At 46.8% G+C, this 12,174-nt stretch carries 10 protein-coding genes and 6 tRNA genes; 7 read left to right on the forward strand and 9 right to left on the reverse strand.

What is annotated here, in order from left to right; all coding sequences use genetic code 11:
- Positions 1 to 103: 103 nt before the first annotated feature.
- Positions 104 to 185 (reverse strand) — tRNA-Leu (locus WCT25_05005).
- A gap of 143 nt (positions 186 to 328) precedes the next feature.
- Between WCT25_05005 and WCT25_05010 the strand changes: the two genes are divergently transcribed.
- On the forward strand, positions 329 to 907 hold the full coding sequence (locus tag WCT25_05010) for a hypothetical protein (protein MFA6536756.1): 579 nt from the start codon (positions 329 to 331) through the stop codon (positions 905 to 907).
- Positions 908 to 1,299: 392 nt separating this feature from the next.
- Here the strand turns inward: WCT25_05010 and WCT25_05015 are convergent.
- Together WCT25_05015 and WCT25_05020 are read right to left on the reverse strand one after the other, a co-directional pair.
- Positions 1,300 to 1,381 (reverse strand) — tRNA-Leu (locus WCT25_05015).
- Between the two features lie 215 nt (positions 1,382 to 1,596).
- Positions 1,597 to 1,669 (reverse strand) — tRNA-Lys (locus tag WCT25_05020).
- A 217-nt stretch (positions 1,670 to 1,886) separates the two neighbouring features.
- On the opposite strand from WCT25_05020, the gene WCT25_05025 reads away from it, so the two are divergent.
- Complete coding sequence (locus WCT25_05025; protein MFA6536757.1) at positions 1,887 to 2,141, forward strand: hypothetical protein; 255 nt, start codon at positions 1,887 to 1,889, stop codon at positions 2,139 to 2,141.
- 218 nt (positions 2,142 to 2,359) lie between these two features.
- Here the strand turns inward: WCT25_05025 and WCT25_05030 are convergent.
- The 6 genes from WCT25_05030 to WCT25_05055 form a co-directional block, all read right to left on the reverse strand.
- Positions 2,360 to 2,448: transfer RNA gene (locus WCT25_05030), tRNA-Leu, on the reverse strand.
- 402 nt (positions 2,449 to 2,850) lie between these two features.
- Positions 2,851 to 2,922: transfer RNA gene (locus tag WCT25_05035), tRNA-Cys, on the reverse strand.
- Between the two features lie 4 nt (positions 2,923 to 2,926).
- The gene (locus tag WCT25_05040) at positions 2,927 to 3,253 is read right to left on the reverse strand and encodes a ribosome-binding factor A (protein MFA6536758.1); all 327 of its coding nucleotides are present in this window, start codon (positions 3,251 to 3,253) and stop codon (positions 2,927 to 2,929) included.
- A 4-nt stretch (positions 3,254 to 3,257) separates the two neighbouring features.
- Positions 3,258 to 4,805 (reverse strand): translation initiation factor IF-2, encoded by a 1,548-nt coding sequence (gene infB / locus WCT25_05045; protein MFA6536759.1) that lies wholly within the window; start codon positions 4,803 to 4,805, stop codon positions 3,258 to 3,260.
- A 60-nt stretch (positions 4,806 to 4,865) separates the two neighbouring features.
- Positions 4,866 to 5,345 carry a DUF4446 family protein gene (locus WCT25_05050; GenBank protein MFA6536760.1) on the reverse strand — a complete coding sequence of 160 codons (480 nt, stop codon included), beginning with the start codon at positions 5,343 to 5,345 and terminating at the stop codon, positions 4,866 to 4,868.
- A gap of 149 nt (positions 5,346 to 5,494) precedes the next feature.
- Entirely contained in the window at positions 5,495 to 5,818 is a 324-nt protein-coding gene (locus tag WCT25_05055; GenBank protein MFA6536761.1) for a hypothetical protein, read from the reverse strand.
- Positions 5,819 to 5,865: 47 nt separating this feature from the next.
- On the opposite strand from WCT25_05055, the gene WCT25_05060 reads away from it, so the two are divergent.
- The 5 genes from WCT25_05060 to WCT25_05080 all read left to right on the forward strand — a co-directional run bounded on the left by WCT25_05060 (position 5,866) and on the right by WCT25_05080 (position 12,053).
- Positions 5,866 to 7,083: a cysteine desulfurase family protein gene (locus WCT25_05060; GenBank protein ID MFA6536762.1), complete on the forward strand. Its 1,218-nt coding sequence runs from the start codon at positions 5,866 to 5,868 to the stop codon at positions 7,081 to 7,083.
- A 90-nt stretch (positions 7,084 to 7,173) separates the two neighbouring features.
- Positions 7,174 to 8,106 carry a S1C family serine protease gene (locus WCT25_05065; GenBank protein ID MFA6536763.1) on the forward strand — a complete coding sequence of 311 codons (933 nt, stop codon included), beginning with the start codon at positions 7,174 to 7,176 and terminating at the stop codon, positions 8,104 to 8,106.
- A 270-nt stretch (positions 8,107 to 8,376) separates the two neighbouring features.
- A complete protein-coding gene (locus WCT25_05070; protein MFA6536764.1) occupies positions 8,377 to 11,073 on the forward strand; it encodes an AAA family ATPase in 2,697 nt (898 codons plus the stop codon).
- Positions 11,074 to 11,177: 104 nt separating this feature from the next.
- A complete protein-coding gene (locus WCT25_05075) occupies positions 11,178 to 12,008 on the forward strand; it encodes an LAGLIDADG family homing endonuclease (GenBank protein MFA6536765.1) in 831 nt (276 codons plus the stop codon).
- Positions 11,971 to 12,053, forward strand: a tRNA-Tyr gene (locus tag WCT25_05080). Before WCT25_05075 ends, WCT25_05080 begins: the two co-directional genes overlap by 38 nt.
- Positions 12,054 to 12,174 lie beyond the last annotated feature (121 nt).

Genomic DNA, 12,174 nt, shown 5'->3' on the forward strand with positions numbered 1-12,174 from the left:
GCTTCAGTACAGGTTTCCCATTTCTTCGCCGTCAGACCGGCTCGGAAATATGGGAGAACCTCTCCAAATCTCCCCCGAAAGCAAAGCAGTTTGCTTTCTCGTGTGGGCACGGGGAGATTTGAACTCCCAAGCCTTACGGCACACGTCTCTGAAACGTGAATGTTTACCAATTTCACCACGTGCCCAGTCAGGTCATAGTTTACCTGAGTTTTTTCAAAAGGCGAAATTATTATCCTAAAGACTAGATCATCCTCGCATTACCCAACTTATCCACCTGCACTAATTTCTGCGATAGCAACAATTAGTGCAGGTGGTATAATTAATCAAAATGAGCATTACCAAGAAGTACCAATCTAGAAACCTATACAGTGGAAAGATTAAAAGTAAGTTGATTATTCTTTTGCTGGGCGGTTTGGCTTTAAGTTTATCTCGCTCACCTCGGCAGCAATTTGAAATTTTAAGCGAGATGGCCGATGAGTGGCAAGGCATTCGTCGCTCGAGTATTAAACGGGCGATTAAGTCCATTCATCGTGACCGTCTTGTCTCCGAGATAAAAAGTTCAGACGGGTCAATTCGTTTGGTTCTTACAGAGCGAGGCAAGGAGGCCGGGGTTTTGTGTAATTTAGATAAACTAAAGCTCAAGGTCCCGGCCAAGTGGGATGGGAACTGGAGAATTGTTATTTTTGATGTTCCGGAGAAGCTTAAGGTGGTCCGTGAATCATTAAGGATGCACTTGAACAATTTGGGTTTTATTGAACTGCAGAAATCCGCCTTTATATATCCGTTTCCGTGTTTTGAGGAGGTGAGTGAAGTGGTAAATTTTTATGGCGCAGAAAAGCATGTCAGGATGATTACTGCTAGCGCTGTAGACAACGAGGAATCTCTAAAGATCCAGTTTGATTTGTAGTATCTTCCACCTGCACTAATTTCTGCGATAGCAAGATTTAGTGCAGCGAGATTGAGAGATAAATTTTCTGTGCGCGAGAGAGGAATCTTTCCTTCGCCTTAAAATTTTCTCGTCAGAAAATTGTCGCGGGAGAGGACTTGGTCACGCATAATTTTCTGCTGAAAATTTGCGCGACCCCGCCTCGCGCCGTCGCGCTCCGGCTTCCAAGTCCTCACGAAAGCTCCTATGAGGACTTTCCTTCGCCTTAAAATTTTCCCGCCAGAAAATTTTAGGCTAGGCACCGACTCGGCTTCGCACACTGCTGTGTGCTCACTGCCTCCGTCGTTCAAGTCCTCTCCCGCAGGCTACAAAACAAAAAATCCTGTTGCTCTCGCAACAGGATTAATGTTTTGTGCGCGGGAGAGGACTTGAACCTCCACGCCTTACGGCGCACCCACCTCAAGGGTGTGCGTCTGCCAATTTCGCCACCCGCGCGTTTGTAGTTGTAGCCCTGAATTTGTGGTCACAGATATTTTGCTCGCCGTCGCTCACAAAATTCTGCGACCCAGACTCGCCCGTTTTGTGTGCTCACAAAACATGGCACCACAAGAGTACTTCAAATTTCTAACTCGCAAAGCTCGAAGAAATTTAGGTCGCTCCGTCTCGCACAAGTCCAGAAAAATCTCTAGCAGTAGAGATTTTTTGGCTTGTGCGCCCGGTAGGAATCGAACCTACGACCATCTCCTTAAGAGGGAGCTGCTCTACCAACTGAGCTACGGGCGCATATATAATTTCAAAACATCTGGACTGAGTCCCGACGTTCGCCCTGCGAAGTCGGGGTCCCGACCTCTGTCCCAGAGCGTCGGGGCTATGAGCGGAATGCTTAAAAATTTAACAGATTTTGCTGATATTAGCAATCAATGATTGTGTAATTGGGACAGTAGGTATAAGTTGCATTTTGTCTTGGTCTGCCGTATAACTGACACAGAGAAAGGAATCTATGAATGCCATTGTAATTGTAACCACCAATATGCGGGCTGGTTTTGGAGAGGCCGCCAAAGAGGGGATTGTTGGTGTCTATCAGGTGCCAAATGAGTCGCGGTTTCGGAAGGTCGCGTCCAGAGTTGGCGACAGAATCAGTCGGCGGAAATGGCAAGCTCCGGGGGACCGTGCGCACGCCATTCGAGAAGGTTTGATGAGGGAAGGGTTTATTCCACTCGCCACAGGCGCCCCGTGTTTTGTTTCAGTTTTTTAGGAAGATGCCGCTTGGAATTTAGTACCAAGCGGTTTTTTAATTTATCGGAAAATTCAAAGCAGTTTGAATTTCCCTATCTTGTGCCCGAGGTGAGAGTTGCCGAAAACATCGGCGGGTGCTTTTCTCGTTTCGCGGACGAAACATAGAAAAGCCTTTCAACTCTCACACGCAAGCCAAGCAGTTGGCTTGCTCTCGTTCCCAGTCCGCTTCGCTACCTGTGCCCGAGGTGAGAGTTGAACTCACACGGCCTTTTAATGGGCCAACAGATTTTAAGTCTGTCGCGTATAACCAATTTCGCCACCCGGGCATTTAAATCAGCTTTTAGCTATCAGCTTCTAGCTTTTAGCTTGAGGCCACGGCGAGAATCGAAGCTTACAGCTTCAGTACAGGTTTCCCATTTCCTCGTCGGCAGACCGACTCGGAAATATGGGAGAACCTTTTCGATTCTCGACGCAAGTGAAGCAGCGACCAAAATCTCTTGAGTACAGCGATTAGAGATTTGAAGCACTCTTGTGGTGTTCACTTGCTACCATGGCCAGAAAAAGCGCAGGGCACTTTTTCTTGAGGCCACGGCGAGAATCGACTACTACATAGTCAGGTGCTTTTCTCGTTTCGCGGACGAAACATAGAAAAGCCTTTCGATTCTCGACGCAAGTGAAGCAGTTCACTTGCTACCATGGCCAGAAAAAGCGCAGGGCACTTTTTCTTGAGGCCACGGCGAGAATCGAACTCGCGCATAGAGATTTTGCAGATCTCTGACTTACCACTTGTCTACGTGGCCGATATTATTTTACCAGATTTGAAATCTGATCAATCTTCTGACGATTTTTTTCTCCTTGATCAACCGCAAAATCAAAGAAAGGAATCATCGAGAGCCGAGAGTGCGCTTTCACAAATTCCCGAAACTCCGCCCTTTGACGCTTGAGAAAATCTAACGCCGCTTTCTCGGCAGTTTCCGGAAAGACGGTAAACATTATTGTTGCCCCTTTAGCCTTATCTGTCAACGTAATACTGGTCACGGTAATAAGAGAAAGCCGATTAGATTCGGCTTCGATAAATTTGGTAGCCAACTCCTGAACGATACTTTTAATTCTGTCGTCTCTTAGTCCCATAAATTTAAATCATTACTAACTTAACTGCGATTAGTCGGTCACCGGGAGCGATTTCGATACTGGATTCAATTTGGGCGCCAAATTCGTTGCCGGCCAGAACCTCTTTGGTGTCCTTTTTGCCCTGTTGAAGATTTTTGACCTTGCCTTTACCCAGTTCGTTTTCTCGTCTGACAATTTTGACTTCATCGCCCAGATTGATGGCGCCCTCCTCGACTCGGCCACCGAGGATGTACTTGCCCTTGGCGGTGCTAAAAATTTTAAGAATCTTAGCCTGACCACCCACCGCCTCAACCTGCTTTTTAGGTGTTCGGTCGATAATCGCTTGCTTGAGCCAGTCGGTGAGTTGGTAGATGATATCAAAAGTTTTAATTTCGATTCCAATTCGCTCGGCCATCGCTTTGGCTCTCGCGTCGGCGCTAACATTAAAACCGACAAGAAGAGTTCCTTCCTTACCGCCGGCGGCTTTGATATCGCTTTCGGTAATATCGCCGACGCTTTGAGAAATTATTTTTACAACCACCCGGTCGCTTTTAATTTTACCAACTTCATAACCAAGAGCCTCGAGCGAACCGGACAAATCAGCCTTGAGAATGATTGGCAGGGTAGGGGTGGTCTCCACAGGCTCTTCACCGTTCTCGGCAATCTTCTTTGAAACTGGCTTGGCGCCGGCGAGTCTTGCCAATTTTTTCTCTTTCAAATCCTCGACAAAGGCTTCCGCTTCACGCTTGTTCTTGAAGGTTTGGCAAAGAGAGCCAACTGGCGGGGCGGAATCGAAGCCGACTACTTTAATCGGGCTTGAGAAGGTAGCCTCGCCAACTTTCTTGCCGGCAAAATTTTCGACAATTCGCCCCGGGGAAATACTTTCACCTGCGACAATCGCTTCACCTTGCTTCCAGGTGCCGTCCTTAATGATGATGGTGGCGGAGATGCCCCTTCTCGAATCAACGGCCGTTTCAATCACGACACCGGTCATAAGTTTGCCGTAATCGGCGGTGCGCTCTTCCATCTCTGCCGACAAGATTATCAAATCAAGCAGGTCGCCGACGCCAACTCCGGTTTTGGCAGAAATCGGAACACAGGGAATACTACCACCGTAGCCCTCGACATAAATTTCATTCTCGGCCAAGCTTTGTTTGGCGCGCTCCAAATCGGCGTTTGGTTTGTCGATTTTGTTGATGGCGACGACATAAGGGATTTTGCTGACGAGGATACAGCGGAGAGCGTCGAGAGTTTGAGGTTTGACGCCATCTTCGGCCGAGACGACCAAAATTGCCACATCAGCCACATCGGCCCCGCGAGTCCTGATTTGGCAAAAGGATTCGTGGCCGGGAGTGTCGAGAAAAGTCAGGCGGTGGACCTTGCCAGCGCCGTCTCTGTGCTCAACTTCGTAGGCCGAAAGCTTTTGAGTGATGCCACCGGCTTCACCTTCAACCACATTGGTTTTTCGGATGTAATCCAAAAGCGTCGACTTGCCGTGGTCGACATGTCCCATCACGCAGATAACCGGCGGGCGAGGAGAGAGTTTATTCGGTTGGGTTTGAGTTTTTGGCATAACGGTTGATAAACGAAACCGCCCCATAATGGGGCTAGATTCAACTTGTCGAGATTATACCTAATTTTTCAGTTTTTCGCCAGCTTTCTTGATCGCCTCTTTTTCCTCGGCGGTTAGTTCAAAAGTCGAGCCGAAATTTGTAATCGGCTTGGCAAAAACGCTCACATGCTCGCGCGAGTACAAAGTGGAAATCACAACTCCGTCGCCGGCCTCGCTCATGAAGGCTGTGGCAAAACTTTGATTGCCGCCCGAGCCGGTGCCTTTAAATGGGTTAAATCGGATAGTCTCGATGGCCGTACCCTCTTTTTTTAGACGACTATCGAGATTGGCGAGCTTGGTTTCGGTCTGGTCCTTAAAAATTTTTAAAACATTAAACCTGCGGTCGAGGGTGGCAATCGAATCGTCAAGGCTCACAGATCTTTTGCCGACCAAAAGCTTATTCAGTTTCCATTCGAGCCGGATAATCCAGGCAACCAAAAGGACGATGACGATAATCAGGGCATAGAAAATAACTTGCTCGGTTGGCAGACCGTAAATCATGGAGAAAGTATAGCATGGGGAGAGTTGGTAGTGGGTAGTGAGTAGTGAGTAGTTGGGGAAAACAGGCCAGTTTAGAAGTTTTGAGGTTAGGAAGTTTAGAAGTCTCAAATAAAAAGACCCGCGGGAGGCGGGTCTGGATACGAGGAGAGTCAGAGAAGGTTGAGAACTTGTGTGGCAGACTTGATGAGTTCCCCAATTTCCTCATCATTCATGTGGTCGCCGAATTCAATTCTACCCTCATCGTTTCGGTCTGGTCGAAGTAGGTTGCCAAGGTTGTGAATAAACGGCCAGGCAACAGCGCTAACTTGGTAGCTATCGTCTTTTTCTCGGTCGCGCTTTGGGATTGGGGATAGGACACCCTCGTCGTTCTCCTCGACCAGGACTTTGTTGCTGTTGTGTAGTTTTTTGAGGGCAGTAAGACATTTCCAGTAAAAAGAAACTGAAGTGCCGTTAACAAGTAGTGAGCTTTCCATATCGAGCTTTCCTTTCCTAAAGACTGTGATATCATAGCAAAGCTATTATGTCAACTAAGTCGAGAAAAATTTATTTGGACAATGCTTCAACTACGCCACTTGATCCTGCGGTTTTCAAAGCGATGAAGCCGTTTTTGATGGAGGATTTTGGTAATCCCAGTTCGATTACGGCTGGCGGTGTGAAAGCTAAACAGGCGGTTGGCAAGGCGCGCAAAAGCGTGGCCGAGCTTTTGCGCGCCTTGCCAGATGAAATCACTTTTACTTCCGGTGGTACCGAATCAAACAATTTGGCGATCTTCGGTTTGGTCAGGAATCTTGAGTCTCATGGCTTACCGATTTCCAAAATGCATTTCATTGCGACGAATATCGAGCATAGCTCGGTCCTAGAGCCAATGCGCGAGTTGGTGAAAAGGGGAGCTAAGGTTGATTTTGTGCCAGTCGAATCAAGTGGCATTGTTGACGCGCAGAAAATCAAAAAAGCTCTTAAGCCGAACACTGTTCTGGTCTCGGTGATGTCGGCCAACAACGAAATCGGCACTATCCAGCCCATCCGCGAGATTTCTAAAATGCTTCGCCATTTTCGAAAAACTACTCACTACTCACTACCCACTACGCACTTAAAATCGGTTCGACCAATTTTCCATTCCGATGCCAGCCAAGCGCCGAATTATTTGGAACTGAATGTTGAAAAACTTGGCGTTGACTTGCTTACTCTCGATGCTCATAAAATGTACGGGCCTAAGGGTGTTGGCGCACTTTATGTTAAGCGGGGCACAACTCTGTCGCCAATTATTTTTGGGGGAGGACAAGAGAGGGGTCTGCGTTCAACGACCGAAAATGTCGCCGGCATCGTCGGTCTGGCCAAAGCTTTCGAAATTGCCAGTCACCTTCGCATTAATGAGTCACTCCGTCTCTCTAGACTCCGCGATTATTTCTATTCTCTAATTCGCGCGAATGGTGGAATAGTTGAGAGCGAGAAAGTTATTCTAAATGGCGATTTGGAAAACCGTCTGCCAAACAATTTGAATATTTCTTTGCCGGGCGTGGATACAGAATTTCTGGTTTTGCAGTTGGATAATGCCGGAATCACCGTCTCGACTAAAAGCTCTTGTTTGCGTGATGAAAGCGATTCCTATGTGGTTAAAGCTTTAGGCGGAGACAGGAAACGCGCGAAGACTTCAGTCCGTTTTTCTCTCGGTCGAGACACGCGGAAAGCCGATCTTGATCAGACAGCGAAAATTCTAAAAAATCTCTTGCAATCGTAGTGGGGTTGCTCTATTATTGTATTAAATTAAATTCCCTCTTATTTTAATTAGTTTACTCCCCACTACTAACTACCAACTACTTACTAATCTATGGAACATCTAACCAAACACCAACTCATCCTCGTTGCCCTCCTCGTCAGCTTCGTCACCTCAATTGCCACCGGCATTGTGACGGTTTCTTTGGTGAACCAGGCTCCGCCGGCAGTCACGCAGACCATCAATAGGGTCGTTGAACGCACCATTGAAAAAATCGTTCCGGCGACCTCTCAGGGCGCTGCAGTCGTGACTAAGGAAACTGTCGTCGTAAAACAGGAAGACTTGACTATTCAAGCCGTTGAGAAAAATTCTAAGGGTATTGTGAGAATTTTCGGCCAGCCAATCGCTCCCCAAGGTGTACCTGAGAACTCAGGCATCATTTCGGCCCAAGAAATTCCAGCTAATATTTTTGTCGGAGTTGGCGCAGTTATTTCCAAAGACGGCGTGGTAATCATCGACCGCAAGGCCTTGAGCAAGGCGAGCGCGCTTGTCGGGGTTTTTGCCGGCGGCAAGTCTGCGCCACTTAAATTTTTAGGCGTTGATAACAATGGTCAAGTCGCGGTTCTCCAGATTGATAAAGGTGATAGCGTACTTAGCGCCGAACTGCCCCAATTTATTCCGGTGGTTCTGGGTGACTCGGACAGTTTGAAACTCGGCCAATCATTAATTGCAGTCGGCGGCCAAGACCGCAACAATGTCGCCTTGGGTATCGCTTCCAGCTTAATTACGAAAGATGAAGCTCCAGCTCCAACAGCCAATCAAATTCTTGCTAAGGATGTTGTTGCGCACGTAGTCTCAATCGAAACCGACATCAGTTCGCGAGGCGTCGCTTCAGGAGGGGTTCTTCTAAATCTTTCCGGAGAGGTCGTGGGTCTTAATCTTGGTGATGGGATAGGCAGTACCGGTGGCAGTGTTTACACCGCGATAAATTTGGCCAAAAAACAAGCCGATTCCGTCCTCTCTGGGTTAAACGCTAAAACCCGCTAATTTAGGTTTGATCCCGTTAGAGATAGGCTATCAAGAGATAACCGTCATCGTGTCAAAGTACCTGTCGGGCCAGTTTAGCTCATAACTTGGCTCAACCCAGCCATTTCTAACAACAAATCTCTAACGGGATTGACTTATAAAAAAAGTACAGTATAATATCAAGGTAACTAATTAAATTAGGCTGTTTTTTCGCCAGCCGTTTCCAAGTTATAATAGTGTTGCCTCGGTAGTCTTAAACTTCAGAACTTATAAACTTCTAAACTATTACCTATGCCTCCACTAAACCATTTCACAACTAAGGCCAAGGAAGCCATTCGCAAGGCCCACGAGTTGGCGATCGAGCGTGGCCAAAACCATGTCAATCCGCTTCACCTTTTGGCGGCGCTTTTGTCGCAAGACGACAGCATCGTGCTGTCAATTTTGGAGAAGCTTGGTGTGGATACGATTTTACTTACCGATTCACTTTTGGAAGACATCGAGGGGGCCGAAGGCGCCTCGACTCTTTCACCGTCATATCAAATTTACCTTACTCCCGAGCTTGCTCAATCGATTGAATATTCCGGCAAAGTCGCAGCCTCACTCAAGGACGAATTTATTTCAACCGAACACCTGTTCATCTCACTTTTTGATGTGGCCGGTAGTGCGCGTGAAATTTTATCCAAATTCAAAATTGACCGCGCGAGCGTTATGCGGGTGCTTGATGAGGTGCGCACCAACAAGACTACCGAGACAACTCAACCGAAGCGTCACAAGTCTTTGGCCAAATATACCCGCAACTTAACCAAACTGGCTCTGGAGAACAAGCTTGATCCGGTTATCGGTCGCGACAGTGAGATTGCCAGAATCATTCAGATTCTATCCCGTCGAACCAAGAACAATCCGATTTTAATCGGTGAAGCCGGTGTTGGTAAAACCGCGATTGTTGAAGGTTTGGCCAATCGGATGGCAACTGGCGATGTTCCGGAGTCTCTAAAAGATAAAGAGTTAGTTTCGCTTGATCTCGGCTCTCTCATTGCCGGTACAAAATATCGTGGCGAATTTGAAGAGCGTTTGAAAAATATTATTAAAGAAATTGAAAAGTCCGACGGCAAGATTATTCTTTTTATCGACGAGATTCACACTCTGGTTGGCGCCGGTTCGGCGGAAGGCGCAATGGACGCTTCAAATATGATGAAGCCGGCTTTGGCGCGTGGCGAATTGCGAGCTGTCGGCGCCACAACTCTGCGCGAATACCAAAAGCACATTGAAAAAGATCCGGCCTTGACCCGTCGTTTTCAGCCGGTCACAGTTGCCGAACCGTCAATCGATGATGCAGTGGCAATTTTGCGCGGTTTAAAAGAAAAATATGAGCTTTACCACGGCGTTCGAATTACCGACGACTCGATTTTGGCGGCGGTCAATTTGAGCTCCCGATACATCACAGACCGATTTTTGCCTGACAAAGCTGTCGATCTGATTGACGAGGCCGCTTCTTCGCTGAAAATTTCTTTGGAGACTATGCCACCGGTTTTGGAAGATACTCATCGCAAGGTTTTGCGTTTGGAGATTGAGCGGGAGGCACTGAAGAATGAATCCGGCAAGAAGACTACGAAAGCCAGAATCAAAAAGATTGATAAAGAGATTGCCGACTTGAAAGAGACGACCGAAGAGATTGAGCTCAAGTGGAAGAATGAAAAAGAGACTTTGCAAGGTATTAAGACGATTAAGAAGCAACTTGAAACCTTGCGTCTGGAGGCTGATGCAGCTGAAATGAGGGTTGATTTGAGCAAGACGGCGGAAATTCGTTATGGCAAAATCCCGGCCTTAGAAAAAGATTTGGATACTAAAATCAAGCGCCTAAAAAAACTTCAGCAATCTCGCCGTATTTTGAAGGAGGAGATTACTGAAAGCGACATCGCCGATGTTGTTTCGCGTTGGACCAATATTCCGGTAGCTCGCATGCTCGAAGGCGAAGCGGAAAAGCTGTCTCGCATTGAGGCCGAGCTCACCAAGCGAATTCGTGGCCAAGATGAAGCGGTTAGGAAAATTGCCGACGCAGTCAAGCGTTCTCGGGCCGGTGTCGCCGATCCGGATCGACCAATTGGTTCGTTCCTGTTTTTGGGTCCCACAGGTGTCGGTAAAACCGAGCTCACCAAGGCTTTGGCCGAATTTATGTTTAACGATGAAAAGTCGCTCATCCGAGTCGATATGTCCGAGTATATGGAGAAACATGCTGTCTCAAAAATTATCGGTGCGCCGCCAGGCTATGTTGGCCACGATGAGGGCGGAGGACTTACTGAAATTGTCCGGCACCGTCCTTATTCGGTTATTCTCTTCGATGAAATCGAGAAAGCGCATCCGGAAGTCTTCAACATTCTGCTTCAAGTTTTGGACAATGGCCGTTTGACTGATGCGAAAGGCCGTGTAGTCAACTTCAAGAACACCGTGATTGTGCTCACCTCTAATATCGGCGCCCAGTTTATAGATAAGATGGAAAAGCTTGGTTTCTCCTCAAGTGGCACAGGTACTGACGAATATGCCGATGTTAAGAGCAAAGTGATGTTGGCTCTTAAGGATTACTTCCGTCCAGAATTTCTAAATCGGCTCGATGATGTGATTATCTTCGATATTTTGGGCCGTGAGACCATTAAGGAAATTGTCGGTTTGCAAATTGATTTGGTTAAGAAGCGCTTAGTTGAAAAAGAAATTGGACTCGAAGTCTCGCCGGAAGTATTGGAGTTGCTCGCCAAGGATGGCTACAATCCGCAATATGGCGCGAGACCCTTGAAGCGTTTGATTCAAAATAAGATTTTGACTCCGGTGGCCTCACTTATGATTTCCAAAGGTATTATGCGCGGGGGAGCCATTACCGTCAGTTTGAAAGGTGAGGAGTTCGTCTTTGATGTCAAAAAAGGCCGAAAGGGGAATGTTCTCACTGAAGATGTGATGCAAGAAATTAAGGCTGAAACGCAGTCTGTCGCTAAATAATCTAAAAACCGCCTAGCCGAAAAGCCGGGCGGTTTTTGGTCGGTGGTCTTGAACATAAAAGCTATAGTGGAGGGGTCAATTACAGAATATGGTACACTTCAATTGTGGCAAGGAAATGGACGACAGAAGAAAAAAGCAAACATCACAATGAACTGTTTCACTTGTATGTTTCAGAAAATTTATCTTTAGGCCAAATAGCCCAGAAGCTAGGATTGTCAGAGCAAGGGGTATACGCGCGGCTTTTAAGACTCAAGATTCCCATTAATAGGCATTTAAAAAAAGGTTACAATAATACTTCTCGTCGAGTTGAAATCCCTGACATGTATTCCGCAAAAGTTGCAGAGTTTTTTGGGATTATGTTTGGCGATGGTCACATTTCCCCGACGCAAGTTATTGTAACCCTGGGAACGAAGGAGCTGGAATATGTTAAGTATGTTTGCAATTTGATCAGGGACATATTCAAAACTACTCCTAAAGTATTTATTCGGCGGTCAAATTATCGCGATAGTCAATACCGGAATGTATATTTTGGTTCGGTTCTGGCTGTTAAATGGTTAGAAAAAAGGGGATTAGTCTCTAATAAAGTTGAAGAACAGGTGGCCGCCCCCAAGTGGATTTTCTCTCAAAAAAGGTTTACCGAAGCATTTTTAAGAGGTTTTTTTGATACTGATGGCTCTGTATATCGATTGAGATTTGGCATCCAGATTTCCTTCACGAATTATTCTCTGCCTCTTTTGAAATCTTTACAGGAGATGCTAAAAGAGTTAGGATACAGACCATCGGAGATAAGTTCCCATAAGATTTATCTTACGAGAGTTTCGGAAGTTAAAAGATTTTTTGACGAGATATCCCCTAAAAATTCTAAGCACCAGAAACGCTTTAAAGAATTCATAAAATGCGTCGGTACCCAAGTGGTCAACGGGGGCAGACTGTAAATCTGCTGGCTCCGGCCTTCGTTGGTTCGAATCCAACCCGGCGCACAAGACAAAAAATCTCCACTGCTGGAGATTTTTTCGTACCTGTGCGAGCCGGAGCGTTACCCGCCGTTTCGGTGGGTCGCGAGGCGGGGTCGCGGCCGAACGAGACGACGGTCGAGTGAGA

Source organism: Candidatus Paceibacterota bacterium (assembly GCA_041666545.1).
Lineage (GTDB): Bacteria > Patescibacteriota > Minisyncoccia > Phycocordibacterales > JBAYGS01 > JBAYGS01.